This window comes from Halomicrobium mukohataei DSM 12286 (assembly GCF_000023965.1).
Classification (GTDB): domain Archaea; phylum Halobacteriota; class Halobacteria; order Halobacteriales; family Haloarculaceae; genus Halomicrobium; species Halomicrobium mukohataei.
Map to the genome: position 1 here is coordinate 113676 of NC_013201.1, position 18537 is coordinate 132212.

Below are 18537 nucleotides of genomic sequence, written 5' to 3' on the forward strand. Positions count from 1 at the left end.
GCGATACGGGGTCGCAAAATCTGTACAGATTCCGGCCGGCAGTATCAGAAATCGCCGGTCGCGATCTCCGCCAGCCGTTGTCTGTCGAACAGCTGTTCGTCCGCCGACAGCTCCCCGTAGCCCGGATACGCTCCGAACTCCTCGGGGTAGAGCTGCTTTGCGGCCATCTCGGTCTGGAACATGTTGATGATCGGCCCCTGGTAGGGCGTGCCCCCGACGAACAGGTCCCCGTTGTCGACCGCGGTCACCCTGCTTCCGACGGGGTGGTCTTCGAGCAACTCCCGTTGCTGCTGGATGTAGTTCGTGCCGTCGAACGCTCGGTAGGTGATCCCGAAGTTGAAGATGATCACGTCCGGATCGTACTCCAGCAGCCCCTCGTGGTCGACGGTCACCGACGACTGGCCGTCGTAGGCCCCGTCGAACGCGTCGACGACGCCCAGGTCTCGATACTGCTTTTTCCCCCACGTCGCTTCGACTTCGGAGTTCGGATTGTAGACGACCCATCCGTCCCGGTTCTCGGGGTTGTACCGGCCGTTGATCAGCGCCATCGACCGCCGGTCTTCTCTGGGCGGTAATCGGTCAGTGACCGACTCGACGAACGGTTCGTACAGCTCCAGCAGTGCGTTTCCGCGTTCCTGTTCACCGAACAGCGCCGCGTACTTCGGAATGTACTCGGGAAGCGAGAGGTAGTCGTAGGGCTCTCCGACCGGCCAGTGTGTCCAGCCGTCGAAGCGCTTTCGCCTGCTCTCGTTGCCGAACCAGGGGGCGACGTCCGCTTGGATCCGGCGCGCCCCCGCTTCGTCGAGTCCGTAGATCCCCATCAGGGCGTTCGGGTCGACCGCCATGAGGTCCGGGTCCAGCTCGTACACCATTTCGATGTCCGTCTCGCGGTCTTCGGTCGTGATCTGGGTGAGTTCGTCCTCCGATGGTGCGGTCACGCCGTCGAGGAAGTCGTAGAACCCGGTGTACCAGAAGCTCGGGTCGACCATCCCGACCGCGCCGTCCGCCTGCCCGAGCGCCGTCAGTACGTCGGCAGTGAACCCGAGCCCGCCGATCCACGACGACGGCGGCTCTTCGAGAGTCACCTCGCCGACGGGCGGCATCGTCGCCGTGTACGACTGCTCGGGAGTGGGCGTGTCCTCCTTCGACGCCGTCGCCGTCGGCTCGGGGGTCGGCGTCGCCGTCTCGGTCACGTCCGAACCCGAACTCTCCTGATCGGTACAGCCAGCCAGCAGGCCCGATGTGGCGACGGTGAACCCGTATTTGATCGCGTCACGTCGAGTCGATGTCTCGTCTTCGACCATGATTTTAGGCTAACCTAATAATATAAATGGGCTGTGGTTTAGGACGGCCAAATACTTTTGCCGGCACCTTCAGCGCGACTCGCACGTCCGTTGCTGTTCGCCGTCGGATCCGGTGGCACCGCTGTACGACATCGGATCTCGTGGGGTGGAGATATCCGTGATATAGTAACAATTGAAACGATTTACACACCGATCGCACTGCAGTCATGCGATCGGGTGTGCATTGATTTTCAATGGCTACTATAGACAGACTGCCGGCAGTGTCACGGGGTCATCTCGATCTCGAACCGCGCTCCACCCGTCGTCCCGCTGGTGGCACTGACCGTCCAGCCGTGGGCCTTCGCGATGTCTTCGACGATCGAGAGTCCGAAGCCGGTGCCACCCTCGTTCGTGGTGGTGCCGTGTTCGAACACAGTCGTTCGCTTCTCTGGCGGAATCCCGACACCGTTGTCTTCGACGTAGAATCCGTCCGCTTCCGTCAGTCGTCCCACGTTCACCGAAACCTCCTCGCCACCGTGTTCGACTGCGTTTCGGAAGAGATTCTCGAACAGTTGGGTCAAGCGACCACTGTCGCCCGCGACGACCGGGACAGATTCGACCGTCAACGTCGCCTCACTCGTGTCGACGTACCCCCACGCTTCCGTCGCAATCGTTTCGAGGTCGATCTCTTCGGTCTCGGTCACGGTCGACTCGCCACGTGCGAGCGTGAGCAGGTCGTCGATCAGACGCTCGATGCGCTCGTGTGCGGTCTCGACCTTCTCGAAGTGTGCCGGATCCTGTGTCTGCTGGACGATATCGGTGAACCCGATCGCGACGCTGAGTGGGTTCCTGAGGTCGTGGGCAACGACGCTCGCAAACTGGTCCAGCCGTTCGTTCTGGCGCTGTAGCTTCGCCTCTCTGTTCGCCCGACCGAAGGCGGCTTCGACGGTCGCACCGAGGATGCGAAACAGGTCCACATCCGTCTCGGAGAACCCTCGTTCGTTCGAGGTCCCGACGCCGACGAGTCCGTACTCACCCAGCGGGACGAACAGCCCACTCGTCGGCAATGCGGCTGCGTCGTCGATTCCCGGTTCCTCCTGAAGATTGTCGTACGTCCGCAGCTCCGAGGACTCGAACGCCTCCCAGGCCAGATTCTCATCTGGTTGGAGCCGTGGCAACTCGCCGAGCAGGTCCCGGACGGCCGCACTCGACGCCAGCGGAACGAGTTCGTCCGCTCGCTGGTCGGACTCCCAGATTCCTGTGAGCTCGAAGCCGAGAATCTCGACGGCTGCCTCGATGGCGATTTCCCCGATCTCACTGCCAGACTGTGCCCTGCTGAGCCGCTGGGACGTCTCCTGTAGCGAGCGCAGTTTCGCCTCCAGCTCTTTTTGCTCGGTGATGTCTTCGAGCACTGCGAGGATACTCGTTACCTCGCCGTCGGGATCACTGATCGGGGCGACCGACAGGAGCAGGTCCAGTTCGTCGCCGTCCTTGGTCTTTCGTCGTATCTCCTCGCCGCGGATCCGCTCGCCGCTCATGGCTCGCTGTCGATGCTCGTCGAACTCGGCCTGCCTGTCTTGGGGGATCATCGGGTTCGGCTCACCGAGCACCTCCGCTCGCGACCAGCCGAACATCTTCTCTGCCTCGTCGTTCCAGCGAGTGACGATGCCGTCACGGTCGATCTCCATCACGGTGAGTGGCGTCGCTTCGATGAGCGATTCGAGCCGCTGGTTCGTCGCTTCGAGATTCCGCTCGCGTTCGACCTGTTCGGTGACGTTGCGTGCGATGCCGACGATCTTGACGATCTCCCCGTCGATTATCACCGGTGCGAGGCTCGTCTCCCAGAACCGTGCACCGTCATCGATGGCCAGCTCCTCTCGGTACGAGATCGGCTCTCGTTGCTCGACACAGCGGCCGTAGTTCGCTTCGAGCTCTGCGCCGCGTTTCGCTCCGAACACCTCGCTCGGCGTCTGATGTCGAACGTCTTCGGTCGTCAGCCCGGTCTGGGTTTCGTACCCCGGGCTGAGCCGGGAGAACTCGAATGCCGGATCCGCGTCGGTCGTGTCGACGTTCAGCAGGAAGATCGCGTCACCGGACGTTTCCAGCAGTGCCTCGTACTCCTCTGCGAGTTCTCGGTGGTCGCGCTCCTGGGTCTTCCGCTCGGTGATATCTTGAAACACGCCACGGAGCACGGTCGTGTCGTTGGGTGTGTTGTCGACGCGTTCGCCCCACACGCGCACGTCGCGGATCTCGCCGTCGGCTCGAACGATCCGGAGATCGAGGTCGTAGGCCTCCCCGTGTTCGAGTGTCTGCTCGACCGCAGTCGCGATCGTTTCCCTGTCGTCGGGATGGTAGAAGTCGATCGCGTCTTCGAGTGACGGGTCGTAGTCGTCCTCGACACCGTGGATTCGACGGACCCCGTCGGACCATTCGAGATCGCCCGTCGATGGGAAGTACTCCCAGACACCGATCTCCGCGATGTCCTGTACCCGCTCGAAGAGGAAGTCCTGCCGTTCGAGTTCGGTCTGGTCGCGGTTGCGGGATATCTCGGTGCTCACCAGTTCCGACAACAGTTCGACGAACGTCTGTTCGAGTGGGCCAAAGGGCGTGACTCGTGTGCTCGGGCTCGAGAAGTTGATCGTTCCGTAGCGCTCACCGTCGACGACGAGTGGCGCACCGATGTACGACTCCAGTCCGAGCTCGCGATAGGCTGGATGGGTTCGCTTTCCGTCGGCGACCGCATCGGTGAACGCACAGACTCCGTCATCGTCGATGACCTCTGCACAGTACGTCGCTTCGAGTTCGAACTGTGCTCCCGGTTCGATGTCGGTTTCCGGTGCGTGGACTGCCTCGACGGTGTAGTCGCTGCCGCGGACGCGCGAAGCGATCCCGATCTCTAGGTCCAGCGTCCGACAGCCGACTGCCAGCAGTTCCCGGAGCCGGGTCTCGCCCGAGACGTCGCTCTTTGCCATGATGCCCTGGAGCTCTCGGAGCGCGTCCCGTTCTCGTTGTGCTCGTCGCTTGACTTCGCTCTGTTCCGTGATGTCCCGGGCGACGACGAGGACCTGCTCGCCGGTGCCACTTCGGAACGGCGTTACGCGGATGTCGAAGGTCCGTTCGTCGTTCCCGATCGCCATCTCGACCTGTAGATCCGAGTCGTACAGGCCGGTCAGGCCACCGTCGCCCTCTGGTCCGTCGAGCGCGGCGTCGATGACGCTTCGTAGCTGCTCTGCCTCCTCCTCGGAGAGTCGCTCCTCGACGACCGCGTCGAGCTGTCGCCGGTTGACTGTCGTCGACTGGTTTCCCCCGACCAAGCGTTTGCCGGCTCCGTTCGCGAACCTCACGACGCCGTCCTCGTCGACGACGAACACGATGTCGTGGATGTTTTCGAGGATCGCCGCGCTGCGCTCCAGTTCTCGTTCTCGCTCCCGTTCGTCCGTGGTCTCACGCGAGAAGACGGTCAGGCCGTCGTCGTCGGGAAATGCCCGCACCTCGACCCAGTACTCGAAGGGGTCGCCGAGGCGCTGCTCGAACGACACCGGCTCGCCGGTCTCCATGGCAGTGCGATACCGCTCTTCGAGTTCTGTGCCGACGATCGAGGGGAACTCGTCCCAGATTCTGCTGCCGACGATGCTCTCCGGGTCCCTGTCGATCCGGTCGGCCATCTTCTCGTTCATGTACTCGATCCGCCAGTCGTTATCCACCGCGTATATCGCGTCGGTGGCACGTTCGAGCGTCCGCTGGAATCGATCGGAGAGCCGCTGTGCGATGGCCGCTTTGCGTGCCGCTTCGACCAGCGTGTGGATGCGACGTGCGAGTAGCTCGAAGTTGTGCTGGTCTGCCCGCAGCGGGATGTAATCTGAGACACCCGCCTGCGTCGCCTCGCTGGCGATCCGCTCGTTGCCTCTGCCGGTAAACAGGATCGTCGGCAACTCGGTGTCCGCTGATCGAATCTGCTCTATGAGCTCGATTCCCGTTCCGTCCGGCAGCGAGTAGGAAGTGACGACACAATCGATGGCCGCCGTCTCGATCTGGTCACGGGCGGCTGCGACTGTGCCAGCAGTCGAAATCTCGAATGCCGAAGAGTGACTCTGGAGTTTGGCACGTGCCAGGTCGACGAAGTCGGTGTCGTCGTTCACATACAGAAGGCGAATCTCCTCCGACGTGGCGTTCTCTGTATAATTCATTACTGTACAAAGGCAGTGCTGTTTAATCAATCACATGTGCCAATTCTCTTTCGTGATAGTCGAAGGTCCCGGCCGAGTCGACGCCGACGGCCGTGTCTCTCGGACCGTCCTGAGTACGCTCAGTGATCCCCGATGATGACGTCTGCGACCCGCTGTCGGTCGAACAGCGTGAGCGAAGCCTCTCGAAGTGTCTCTATCCCGTTCCACTCGCCGAACGCCTCGGGGCTGTCGGCTTTACCCAGGGCGATACCCATGTCGCCGTACGTACTGAGGTAGCTCACCCAGCGCTCGGGGGGCGCGTCGAACTCGACGGTGCCCATCGGTTCCATCGTTACCGAGTAACTGGTGTCGGCGTCGGTTTCTGTCACCGTCTCTGTGGCCTCCGACGTTGGGGTCCCGGCGTCCGTCGACTCGGGGTCTCCGCCGGACCCGCTATCGCCCGTACAGCCGGCGAGCAATCTCGTCGCGTCGGTGGCTCCCAGCCGCTGCTGTGGCCTTCCATGAGTTTTAGGCCAGCCTACTATATGGAAAGCGTCCCGGTACTTCGCTGGTACGGACGGTCGTAGGAATGTTCTGGTGAGCGTCGCCACGGGGGAGACGCTCACCGGTACGCAACGACAACCGCCCGTACGAGTCGCTGCCAGCGACATCTCGGCGAAGGAATCTGCGACCGTGAATTAGACTAGTCTAATCTTTAGCTTTGATAGAAACTACTATATTCTTCGACCCATCTCTAGCTAGTCGACGATGGACGACACACCGCAGTCTCGAACGCGGGACAGATTCTCACGCAGGAGAGCCATTACTGCCGGTGCAGGACTTCTCGCCACCGGCCTCGCCGGATGCACGAACAGCGTCGGTAGCAGCGATACCACGCCCGCGAGCGACGCGGGCGGCGCGAACGGAGACGGCCCCACTGTCGCAGTCGCCTCCTTTTTCAGCTTCTACGACTTCGCACGGAACGTCGTCGACGGGACACCGCTTCGAGTGAAAAACCTCGTCCCGACCGGACTGCACGGTCACGGGTGGGAGCCGAATGCGAGCGTCACGAAAGAGATCGTCGAAGCCGACGCGTTTCTCCACGTCGGTCCGGGGTTCCAGCCGTGGGCCGACCGCGCGATTCAGACGCTCGAAGACGACGCCGTCGACACACAGTTGATCAACGCCCGTGAGGGCGTCGAAATGGTCGATCTCGCCGCGACGCTGGACCCCGAGGAAGAGGGGGTCGGAAAGCAGCAAGGGAAGGACCCACACTTCTGGCTCGATCCCGACCGCGCGAAGAAATCGGTAGACAACATCGCCGACGGGCTCGCGAAACTCGCGCCCGACCAAGCCAACACTCTCCGAACGAACGCCGAGACGTACAAATCCGACACCCTCGAACGGATCGACCGGGACTACCGGGCCATCTTCGATGCCGCCGACCGAAACGTCGTGCAGCTCGCGGCGCACAACGCCTTCCAGTACATCGGCGTCAAATACGACGCCGAGATGGTCCCCCTCGTTACGAACCTCGCAGCCAGCGGTGACGTCAAGCCCTCGGACATCACCGAGGCGAAGGCGGTCATCGAGCGAAACGACATCGACTACATCGCAAACGGCGTCTTCGAGTCACGGAAGCCGGCGAAGCAACTGCTCGACGAAACGCGAGTCGCCGGCTATCTCCCCGTCACCCCCTACGCGGGGGTCCGGGAAGACTGGGTCGAGAACGACTGGGGCTACGAGGAGATCGCCTACAACATCAACATGCCCACGTTCGAGGTCGTCCTCGGCAACAAACGACCCGAGGAAGCCGGACCCGACGGCTGGGCCGACGAGTGGCTGAACTTCGAGTGACCGCCAATGAGCACACACTCCCCCGAGAACACCACGAGCTCGGAATCGACCGACAGTACCGAGCCGATCATCGAACTGTCCGGCGTCGACTTCGGATACACGTCTACCCCAGTCGTCGCCGACGTCTCGCTTCGGATCGACCCCGGTGAGTACGTTGCGGTCGTTGGTCCGAACGGGTCGGGAAAGTCGACGCTGATGAAGTTGATGCTGGGGCTGGTTCGACCGGACGAGGGCGTTGCTCGGCTCTTCGGCGAACCTTCCCACGAGTTCGACGACGGCTCCCGTCTCGGCTACGTCGCCCAGCACGCCAGCGCGTCCAAAGAGATGCCGATCACCGTCCGCGAAGTCGTAAAGATGGGTCGGTTCCCACACGTCGGCTTCGGTCGTCTCTCCAGTGCGGACTGGGGCATCGTAGACGAGGCGCTTGCCACCGTCGGCATGACGGCGTTCGCCGATCGCCGCGTGACACAGCTGTCGGGCGGTCAGCGCCAGCGGGCATTCATCGCCCGCGCGCTCGCCGGCGAGGCCGACCTGCTCGTGCTCGACGAGCCGACCGTCGGCGTCGACATGGAGTCCGTCGAGGCGTTCTACGATCTCCTGGATTCGCTGAACGGCAACGGTATCACAGTCTTACTCATCGAGCACGATCTGGGTGCGGTCACCGAACACGCCGAACGCGTCGTCTGTCTCAACCGAGAGGTCTACTTCGACGGACCGGCCACCGAGTTCGTCGAGAGCGACTCTCTGGCTCGCGCATTCGGCACCAGCGCGAACCTGCTGGGTGGGTCTCGATGATTCACCTCGCTGCCCTGCCGCTTCGAGTGGGACTGCTCGACCCCGTGTTCGAGCCGCTGTACTGGATTCTGGCGTCCTGGTCGGAGGTTCTGTCGTGGCTCGCCGGCCAGACAGGCCTCGAAATCCTGCGGTACGGGTTCATGCATCGGGCGATCCTGGTCGGGCTCTGCATTGGCGTGATGGCACCGCTGATCGGGACGTTTCTGGTCCACCGCCAGCTCGCGCTCATCGGTGACGCACTCGCCCACACCGGATTCGCCGGCGTCGCGGTCGGACTGTTCCTGAACGCCGTCATCGACCTGGGGGTCTCGCCGTATCTGACGGCCGTCGTCGTCGCGATGATCGCAGCCCTGCTCATCGAGCTCATCTCGGAGGCGACGGACGCCTACAACGACGTCTCGATGGCGATCGTGCTCTCGACTGGCTTCGCGCTGGGGACGACACTGATCAGCATCAACGCAGGCGGGCTCGCTGTCGGTGTGAATCAGTTCCTCTTCGGCAATCTGTCCACCGTCTCGAACGAGAGTGCGGCGATACTGCTGGCGCTGTTCGGCATCATCATCGGCGTGATCGGGCTCACACGCAACCAGCTACTGTACGTCACCTTCGACGAGACGGCTGCTGCGGTGTCGGGTCTCTCGGTGAGCTGGTACAACCGCATCACGGTGATGCTGACTGCGATGGTCGTCGTCGGCGCGATGCAGATCATGGGCGTCATCCTGGTCGCTGCGATGCTCGTCGTGCCCGTGGCCGGCGCGAGTCAGGTCGCGCGGAGCTTCAACGAATCTCTCCTGATCTCGGTCGTGCTCGCCGAACTGGCAGTCATTCTCGGCATCGGAGCGTCGTACTACGGTGAAGCGACCGCCGGGGGCGTTATCGTTCTCGTCGCGGTCGCGATTTACGTCGTCGCCGTCGTGCTCGGGAAGCTCCAGACCGCCTTCGGCGAGGAAGAGACACCCGAGATGGGCAGCATCGATACGACCGAATCCGTATCGAGGGGCGACTAACGATCCCCGAGGACCGAGAACAGAGACCAGATACCTCTCGAAGAGTGACCATCATGTCGAGACGCGGTCGAAACTCAGTACGGGACTGACAATCCGTTCCCGTGGATGTCCGAGTAAGTCAACCTGAACACGGAAGAGAACCTCTTCGAGACGAAGGTGTCCAAATACCAGAGCGGGAGTAGCCTCGACCGGTAGCATCCGACCGTGTTCCGCATAGCAACGTGGTCCCCTAGCTGTCTTCGAAGCATAGCTGTATATCCTGGCTGAGGAGACCTTACAGCGTCTCTCGGACGGAATATTCTCGACTAATGCCATCAACAGAGCAATCGCGACGGGATGTCTTTCGAACCATTGCACAGTCACAGCACGTCGAGTGGCCTGTATACGGGTCGACACCGCTGTACGACCGCAGTTCGGTATCTGCTCTCCAATCAGACATTCGAACAGTCGCCAGAGTCTGGTTCGAACACGACATTCACGACTCGATTGGAGAGTTCGGTTCTCAGTACCCGTTGGGATACGTCGATTTCGGGTCGCATGACGAGTATTCCACATTCGTTGTCTTTCGATACCAGCGGTTCGGGAGATGTACCGAGAGGCCGTCGGTCGGCTGCTGGAAGAGGTTGCAGAGACTGAGGAGTTCTTTCGAGCTGGAATCGTCGCGATCGACATCACCGAAGCCGATCCGTTCACGGGCGACCGAACGGGCCACGAAGACGAGATCATCGGGACGAAAGAGCAGACCGACGAGTACGCCTATCAGTGGGCGACGGTCCAGCTGGTCGGGAACGCCGTCCCAATCGTGCTGGACGCGCGCCCGGTACGGAAAGGAGAGTCACGAAAGGAGATCGTCGAGGACCTGCTGGATTCGGCTGAGGACCTCGTTCATGTCGATAACGTCCTGATGGATCGGGAGTTCGATAGCCAACACGTTCTGGAGATGCTCAGCCAGCGCGGGCTTTCCTACGTCGCTCCGCAACGGATGCAGACCAGCGAGAAAGCGCAGGCGAAGCGATTGCTCCACCGTGATCAAGATCGATATGAGACTGACTGGAAGCTCCACCTCGGGAAGAACGAGTGGCACGAGACAACGCTAACCTACCGACGGAAAGAGGACTCTGAACACGAGGACCACCGGCAATACTCGGTGTTCATGACGAATCGGGAGAGCGGGTACCTCACTGAGTACGGTTACCGGTGGGAGATTGAGAGCGGCTACAAGAACATCAAGCGGTTTATGGCCGCGACAACCTCGAAGCATTTTGGACTCCGGTTTTTCTACTTCGCGTTCGCCTGTCTGCTGTACTCAATCTGGCGAGCGGTTGATTTGCTCGTCCAGGCCGCATTGACCGGCGAGTACGAGCATTCACCGATCGTGACGGCCGACAATACGCTCACGCTGCTAAAGAAGGAGACCGGAATCGGGTAGATAGCCGCTCAGTCTGGGCTAACGCCGATTCTCTGAGTGGCAACGCTGTCGGCACTCCCAGAAATCCACTGATATAGTTGAAAGCATGACATGCGGTGTCGCTTGAGAGGCGATCCGAAGCAGTTTCTGATCTCGGATTCGGTTGAAACCTCGCATCACAGGCTCGCTATCCCCGGTGTAGTCTCAACATCCCACTGGTGGATTTCTGTATATCGCTATGCACTTTATCACATCGCAAACTATACGCTCAGTACACTCTACTACACGAGAACAGACGAATCAGCCGAAACAGCAATCACTCTTGATTCATCGAGGAATCGTAAGTAGATATTAGTGGATGGCCGCCGTCCGGTAAGCCGAGTCGATGACAGCCAGCGAATCCGGGGGTTCTGACGGGGAAGATGACCTTCGAGACGCCCTCGATGCTTACCTGCGCTCGAAGGGCAAGGGGCCGAACAACGAGTCGGGGGCGTACCGACGCAACGCCGAGCGCGAACTGGAGCGCTTCGCCGACTACTTGCGCGACGACGGAACTACATCGCTCGCCGAGATCGACGCCGGCGATCTCCGCAACTACATCCGCGACGAGCTGACGACGCGGGGGCTCAAGCCCCAGACGGTCCACAAGTACTACGGCTACGTCTCGGCCTGGATCGGCTGGGCGCAGCGCGAAGGGCTCGTCGACGAACACTACGGGATCCGCACCGACGCCCGTGAACCGCTCCCTGACCGGGACGGGCGCACCGAAGAGCGCCAACAGACGTGGCGACGCGAGGACCGCGAGGCGTTCCTCTCATATCTCGACGAACGCGCACACGAAGCGATCGACGCCGACGGCACCACTGCCTACGCGGCGACGCGAGACCGGGCACTCGCCTACCTGCTGGCCTTCGCAGGCGTCCGTGGGGCTGAGGTCCTCGCGATGCCCGACGACGATCGGCGCGACGGCGCGAACGCGGGCGACCTGAGCAACGCTGTCGACGCGCTCGACGTGCTCGGGAAGAGTCAGGCGTGGGAGACGCGGGCGGTCCCTCCACAGGCACGCCCCGCGATCGAGCGCTGGCTGACCGTCTACGATCCCGAACCGGAGTGGCCGCTGTTCCCCAGCTTCCACTACCCGTCGTTGTACGACCGACTGTCCGACGACGTTGACAGCGACGCACTCTCTGGCTACAGCGACATCTTCGCGGCGTTCCGCGACACCGACGCCCGTCCGCCGGCACTCACGACGGACGGCGCTCGCAGGCTGTTCAAGCGACTCTGCGCCGACGCCGCAATCGAGGTCGCCGAGGGCTACCTCCAGCTTCACGGCGCTCGTCGCGGTGTCGGCCGCGTGCTCGCGCTGCAGCAGGGCATCGACGCCGCCGCCGACCAGCTCGACAACTCACCCGAGGTCGTTCGCGAAGCCTACTCCGAGGTCCTGGCGTCAGAACGAGCGGCGAAGACCGGTGACGCGTTCGAACAGCACGATGGGGACGAGTAAACCGATGCCGTCGACCCGCACGGTTCGGCAATAGATGCCAAATTCGACGGCGAGACCGAACTGAACGACACGAAGATGGTTGCCCTCGACGAACTGGACGACTCCTGTCTCGAAGACCCGCTGGCGTACCCCATCGATCAGGCCATCACGTACTGTTTGATGTTGTAGACCGTACACGTCAGGACAATCTCACGGTACTATTCACGCGCTCGTCCAGCAGAACCATGCGAATACTTCATAGCCAAATTAACGGGTTCGATCACAGCCCACTGAGTGTATCGTCGATTCTGGCGTTATGTGCGTGCCGTACGGTGCGATGATGCGGTATGAATCGATCGAAGTTGGATTATACGAATTCGTCACCACTGGAGTCTGATGACTGTGTCTTCAGCTACGATTCCAGTGCTGGCTACAGATTCAATATAAGCGTGTGATCAAACCATCGCTCTTGTGAAGCACGTTGTTGATTTTCAGAGTGCGGCGTTGAGAGCATGTTTGAGTGCTTCGTCACCTGGTTTTCTGTAGAGTTCACGGCGGAGTTCGAAGGCTCTGAGATACGGCGTTAGCTTGTCTTTCGAGACGCCTCGATGGGGCGAGAGCCACCGTCGCGTCAGCGACGCGTGGCTCTCGCAGCCGTTGACGTGTACTTCGCCATCAGCGTATTCACCGTCGCTGTGGACGACGTATTTGCGGGTGAATGAGTCGTCGTCTTCTAGTGGGTCGTAGGCCCGAAATCCGTCCGTATAGACGGTCAGTGACTCCTCTTCGTGGTCAGCAAGCAGGAGTCGAACGGTCGATTCGTCAGCGGATTTCGCTGGCACGACGTACCGCTCGTCCGAACCACGATCGACGAGCGTGAACACCGGCGGTTTGTCGCCGTCGTACGATCCCCGTCCACGCGTGGACAGGCCACGCGAGCGCGACTCCTGGTCACGCTCGCGGCCTTTGAGACCAGCAGAGACGTACACTTCGTCGATTTCGACCGGTCCAGACAGCGTAATCGAAGGCGCGTCGAGAGTTCTGGCGAACTGCTCGACGTGCCGTCTCACCGTCCGGTAGGAACAATCAAGCTCTGCCTCGATTTGCCGAATACTCGTGTTGAACCGTAAGAACACGTAGATCGTGAAGTACCATTCTTTGAGCTTCAGCTTCGAGTGAGCGAAGATCGTGTCGGTCTTGTCGTTGAACGTGCGACCGCAATTCTTACACAGATACCGTTGATACACCCGGTAGCTGCCGTTTCTGACCGTCAGGTCAGAACGGCAGCGGGGGCACTCGACGCCATCACGCCAGCGAACCTGTTCCAGCAGGTCCGCTGCAGCCGATTCCGACACGAACCGGCTTATTGGGAACATATCGGGCACCGCTAGCGCGGTGCCCTTGCCCTCTTCGACTTTCAGCTCCAGCCATCGCTATCAACAATCTCCTTCGCAAGAGCGTCAAACCATAATTAGAAATATAAAATACGCTACTATAATTTATTAGAATCTCTGATATAGAAATGAATAAATATATGATGGAAAATGAGTTTGTATGGCTACACGAACGAAAGTAATTTCTGTCTTTTTGACGGTACTTCTCGTGACCGCCACGTTCACGCCAGCAGTAGCAGCAGGATTACCAGCGAGTAGTGTCGGAAACGAGTCGACGCCGATCGATAGTGTCGGCAATCAGCCGACCGACACCGAGACGCCGACAGACGTACAGACACGAACGGAGACTCCTGCAACAGAAACTGAGTCGGAAACAACTGCAACAGAAACGACGACCTCTGGGGCTCCAACGAGTACGCCGACGGCGACGACAGAGACCGCCATACCGGTAACGCCGACGGAGACGAGAAACCGTTCCAAGGTGTCGGTCCCCGACAACGCACCGCCCCGACTGAAAAAGTCGGCCGCACTGGCGATTGTCGATCGGATCAACGCCAGTAACTCGCGTCACGTTGCACGCGCACGCGATCGCATCAACGGAACGCGGTCTGACTATCGTGGACCAGTTCGTGTCTCGAGTAGACAGGTATTCACCGACGACGGTATCGCGGTGCGGGCGTTGATGCGTCCCGCTCAAACGGGACACAGCAACGAGACCCGGCGCGCTGTCAGCCTCGTCTACCAGGCCGACAACCAGAGTGCTCGCATGGCCGTCGAAGACGCACGCTACGTCTTGAACCACTACGAGGGTGAACTCTCGGCGGCCAACCGCCAGCGAGCCGAGCGCCAACTTGAGGTTGCCGAGACGGCCCTCGACCGAGCAAATAAGTGGGGCACTCGCGACGCAGAGGGCCAGGCGTTCTACAAATCACGTGCGACGGCAATCCCGCATCTCCGGACTGCCTACCAGCATGCACAGAAAGTCGTCGAGTTTGTCGGCCGCGATGTCGACACGACAGCGACGATCGACCGACGTGTCGATCCCGTTCGGTCCGGCAACGACACCCGGCGGTACCGCATCGCGGGGAACGTCACCACCGTCGACCCCGCCGCTAATGAACAGGTGACGATCACGATCAACGACAATCAGACGGTTACCACCAACGCCACGGCACGCCGCGGTGGCCACGGTCTGAACCGTTCGTACACGACGACGATCAATCTGACCGAGCAGGTGAACCGGATCGAGGTGACGACCGACGGAGAGACGGAGTCACCGGCCGTGCTCCGACTCGACGGTGACGGACTCCCCGACACCTACGAGCAGTCGGTGGCCGGAACTGATCCACTGAATCCGAACAGCAACTCCTCGCAGACAGCCCGTGACGAGAGCGCCAACGAGACAGTCGACGGGTGGGAGGACTTCGACGGTGACGGCCTCACGACACTTGAGGAGCGCCAGACCGGGACCGATCCGTTCGTGGCGGACACCGACAGTGACGGGCTCGCAGACCGTGTCGAGATGGCCTTCACCCAGACCGACCCGGTCGTCGCGGACACCGACGACGACGGCACTGTCGACGGTGCTGAAGACCCCGACGGAGACGGCCTGCACAACGCCGCCGAGTACGCGAACGGAACCCTGCCCCAGATCGCCGACACCGACGGTGACCAACTGACCGACGGTGAAGAGACTCGAGAGTACGGCACGAACGCGACCAACCGAGACACCGACGAGGACGGCCTCGGAGACGGTGAAGAGATCGAACTCGGCACCGATCCGCTCGATCCGGATACCGACGGCGACGGCGTCCTGGACGGCAACGAGACGTTCACGACGACCGCGACCAACGAGTCACTCGGTGTCTCGGTCGAGATAACCGGTCGGGGCAACGTCGCGGAATCGGTCTCGGTTAGCGAGAATCAGCAAGATTACCTACAGAACGGGCATATTGCAGATGCTGCGGTCACGTCAGTGACGTCCTTCGAAAGTGAGCGATCATTCGATAACGCGACGCTGACGTTCGAGTACGATGACGAGACCGTGCCAGCTGGTGACGAGTCGAATCTATCTGTATTCTGGTACAACGAGTCGATCGGAACGTTCACGCCAGTCAACTCAACAGTCGATACCGACTCAGATACCGTGACAGCGAACGTCTCGCACTTCTCGCGGTACGTCGTGTTCCATCGTCAAACATGGCTGGCACCATTCCAGCAGGATCCGCCAGATGCAGATGAGGGACGCGGCGCAGAGATCAAGAACACGACAGTGCTCAACGAGACGTTTGACGACGGCCAGCTTGACGGATGGAACACCTCGACGGCTGGCGATGCGTTGGTTACGGTGCAGAACGACCAGCTCCAAATGCGCGTCTACAGATGTTCCCGGGCGCAGGCTTCGCGACCCATCAGGACCGTCCAGGGAAACATCACAGTGTCGTTCGACTGGGGCCACGCAGCAGACGGGTACTGGGAGTATCCCGAGTGGGCATTCCGTAATGCCAACACTGGTGAGCGAATTCCCTACACTATCGTCAAGGGTGAAGATGTCAGTAGCGTCGATAATCCAGGCCAGTCACGAACGGGCTCTCTCGTGGCTCGCGCGGCGGTCGACGGCGAGGTTCCGATCGAGTTCACGCTCCGTCCATCGGTCTACTGTAGCAACTCCGATCACAAAGACACGTACTTCACAGTCGACAATATCCAGGTGACCGAGACCAACACCTCGTCGGTGACCGATAGCGACGGTGATGGTATTCCGGATTACCGCGAAGAAGCCGGCCTGCTAGTAGGTAACGGAACGAGAATCGAGACAGACCCGACTGCGGCCGACACCGACGGAGACACCCTCACTGACAGTCAGGAGTTCGACTTCGACGATCCCGAGACCCATCCGACGACAGATCGGGAATTCTATGACACTGTCAGCGATCCGAACAAGCGGGACACTGACGGTGACGGTCTGAACGACGACATCGAACGGGAGGGCTGGGATATTCCGGTCGTCTCAGCTGACGGCGCTGACAGACCGCTCCGCTTCGACTCAGCGTGCCAGCAGCGAGAAACTGACAGCGGGACCATCGAATGGAAGGGAGAAGACTGTACGCCAAATGACTATGTCCTTCAAGTCTCGTCTAGCCCGCTTACCGCAGATACCGATAGAGACGGTCTCACGGACGACGTCGAGCGTAACCGAACCTACACCGATCCGACCGCCGAGCGCACGTATCAGGTGACCGTCAGCCACCAACAGTTCGTAAATCAGATCGAGTCGAATGGGAATCTACGACTGGCGAGAATGCTCGAAATTATCGACGAGAACCAAGCACTATCTGACCTCCACCTTTCCGACGCTACTGACGACTTCGACTTCGTCATGACCGATGGCGACTCGCCGCGCGATCAAGCAGTGTTCACTGCACTTGATGGCGATAAGAGGACAGACCGCTGGCTCGATTCGGTCGAAGAGCGTTCTGAGAACACGGATCCATGGGACCCCGACTCGGACGATGATGGCCTCACTGACGGACAGGAGGTCCATGGACTCACACAAGACCGGACTATCGGCGACTACCTGCAAGAAGATGAAGATGTGACGTTCACGACCGAACCGACGAACCCAGACAGTGACGGTGATGGGTACTGGGACGGTTGGATCGGTGTCTACGACGTTGGACGGACTGACAACGTCGTACTGTATCGCGACCATCTCCAAAGTGGCGACGGGATTGAAGCAGACGAGATGGTCTCCGAGCAGGCAGGCGTCCACGATATTGAAGAAGTCTCTTCGGCACTTGGAGCAGATCTTGATCGCGACGATGACATAGAACACTCGAACATCCATATCGGTGAGCTACATTGGCAATTCTACGACGATAGCCAACTGGGGCACCCGAACGATGAGGAAACTACGCCATCCCCCTGTATAACTGTTGAAGTTGACTACGACGATGATGTCGATCAAGCCGCCTTTGATGGGATCAACTGGTCGGAGAAGTTCTATCGGTTGTATGGTATGGATGTATCATACAATATTGATGAGGAACTAGACGACCAAGATCTTGCAGCTGATAGACTTGACTTGGACGACGAGCGTCCGCCCACATCTCGTGACGATATTGACGAGATTGAGGAGAAGTTCCACAACAATCAGGATAGCGTCTACCTCTATTTAACGACTCAAGGTGCCGGAGGGTGGGCAGGAACCGGAGGGCGTGCCTCCAGTGATGGTGGTGGAAACTTCTTGGAGGACTACGGTATTGTGATTTTTGAGTTCAGTAGCCCACCGCCGAACCAAGTGGCAAAATTGCAGAAGGTGATCTCTCACGAAACTGGTCATGTGCTGTCTGTGGGGAAAAACGATGATCCCAACGACTTCTTGGGTAGTCCACGCGAACGGTATAGTGGGAGTCCGGACGATGGCACCCCCGAGCGGGTGATCTTGGAGACTGAAGAAGAGCAACAGCGCTACACACAGTGGAGCGTCATGCGTGCAGGTTGGAGAGAGACAGAATCATTGGCTCCCCCAATGAACGGGAACTATACCCCATACAGTATAGAGGAACTGCTGACGATCGAATTCAATAATGCTGTCGGAGAAACCCATGGTTTAGCGAGAGGCCCCGCATGATCAATCTCGAATCATTGAATCGCCACCGATTCGGCTTGCTCGCGACGATGCTACTCCTCGTTGGAGTGGTGCTCGGGGCCGCTATCGCTGCCTCGTTTGTCTATCCTCGCCCACCACCAGAGCAACCCGCTAGTCTCCACGTGCATGGTGAACTTGAGCAGGACAATGAGACAGTCGTCTTCGATGGACGAGCAGAGTTACATGGCGGGATAATGGGTGATTCGGTAAAGGGTGTCCGTGTGCTGTTCTACAACACGACAGCCATCTATCGGACTGTGCAAGTCGGCACGCTGATAGCCACAACCGGCAACGATTCGGCTTGGAAATCCCCGATCACCATCACGCTCGCACAGACACCGGCACACGTAACGATCGAGTACGAATCGTTCAACAACGCCGATCAGCGGCCGCTTGTGACTGAGGGTTTGAGACAGCAGAATGGAACACTCGTTCCCGACACCGGGAGCTGATGGCTTGGTACCCAGAGGAGTTCTCCACTAGATCTGTTCAG

10 protein-coding genes and 2 pseudogenes are annotated in these 18537 nt (G+C 60.2%); 8 read left to right on the forward strand and 4 right to left on the reverse strand.

Annotated elements, in window-relative coordinates:
* Positions 1–44 precede the first annotated feature (44 nt).
* The 3 genes from HMUK_RS16010 to HMUK_RS16855 form a co-directional block, all read right to left on the reverse strand.
* Positions 45–1304, reverse strand: coding sequence for an ABC transporter substrate-binding protein (locus tag HMUK_RS16010; protein WP_012807482.1), 1260 nt, complete (start codon positions 1302–1304; stop codon positions 45–47).
* Between the two features lie 263 nt (positions 1305–1567).
* Positions 1568–5470: a PAS domain S-box protein gene (locus tag HMUK_RS16015; protein ID WP_012807483.1), complete on the reverse strand. Its 3903-nt coding sequence runs from the start codon at positions 5468–5470 to the stop codon at positions 1568–1570.
* A gap of 119 nt (positions 5471–5589) precedes the next feature.
* Entirely contained in the window at positions 5590–6060 is a 471-nt protein-coding gene (locus tag HMUK_RS16855) for a hypothetical protein (RefSeq protein WP_126967201.1), read from the reverse strand.
* Positions 6061–6217: 157 nt separating this feature from the next.
* Here HMUK_RS16855 and HMUK_RS16025 point away from each other — a divergent pair, with 157 nt between their 5' ends.
* The 6 genes and pseudogenes from HMUK_RS16025 to HMUK_RS16045 all read left to right on the forward strand — a co-directional run bounded on the left by HMUK_RS16025 (position 6218) and on the right by HMUK_RS16045 (position 12020).
* Positions 6218–7306, forward strand: a complete 1089-nt coding sequence (locus tag HMUK_RS16025) for a metal ABC transporter substrate-binding protein (RefSeq protein ID WP_012807485.1) — start codon at positions 6218–6220, stop codon at positions 7304–7306.
* 6 nt (positions 7307–7312) lie between these two features.
* Positions 7313–8101 carry a metal ABC transporter ATP-binding protein gene (locus tag HMUK_RS16030; protein WP_012807486.1) on the forward strand — a complete coding sequence of 263 codons (789 nt, stop codon included), beginning with the start codon at positions 7313–7315 and terminating at the stop codon, positions 8099–8101.
* Entirely contained in the window at positions 8098–9108 is a 1011-nt protein-coding gene (locus HMUK_RS16035) for a metal ABC transporter permease (RefSeq protein WP_012807487.1), read from the forward strand. The genes HMUK_RS16030 and HMUK_RS16035 overlap by 4 nt, the downstream gene beginning before the upstream one ends.
* A gap of 72 nt (positions 9109–9180) precedes the next feature.
* Positions 9181–9303 (forward strand): annotated as a pseudogene (locus tag HMUK_RS17960) (ribonucleotide-diphosphate reductase subunit beta); the annotation flags it as partial.
* Between the two features lie 113 nt (positions 9304–9416).
* Positions 9417–10537: pseudogene (locus HMUK_RS16040) on the forward strand (transposase).
* 364 nt (positions 10538–10901) lie between these two features.
* Entirely contained in the window at positions 10902–12020 is a 1119-nt protein-coding gene (locus HMUK_RS16045) for a tyrosine-type recombinase/integrase (protein ID WP_012807488.1), read from the forward strand.
* 470 nt (positions 12021–12490) lie between these two features.
* Here HMUK_RS16045 and HMUK_RS16050 read toward each other — a convergent pair whose 3' ends face one another.
* Positions 12491–13375, reverse strand: coding sequence for an IS1595 family transposase (locus HMUK_RS16050; protein WP_012807489.1), 885 nt, complete (start codon positions 13373–13375; stop codon positions 12491–12493).
* A 178-nt stretch (positions 13376–13553) separates the two neighbouring features.
* On the opposite strand from HMUK_RS16050, the gene HMUK_RS17775 reads away from it, so the two are divergent.
* Together HMUK_RS17775 and HMUK_RS16060 are read left to right on the forward strand one after the other, a co-directional pair.
* Positions 13554–18026, forward strand: a complete 4473-nt coding sequence (locus HMUK_RS17775; RefSeq protein ID WP_174259140.1) for a hypothetical protein — start codon at positions 13554–13556, stop codon at positions 18024–18026.
* The gene (locus HMUK_RS16060) at positions 18023–18496 is read left to right on the forward strand and encodes a hypothetical protein (protein ID WP_012807491.1); all 474 of its coding nucleotides are present in this window, start codon (positions 18023–18025) and stop codon (positions 18494–18496) included. Before HMUK_RS17775 ends, HMUK_RS16060 begins: the two co-directional genes overlap by 4 nt.
* Positions 18497–18537: the final 41 nt, after the last annotated feature.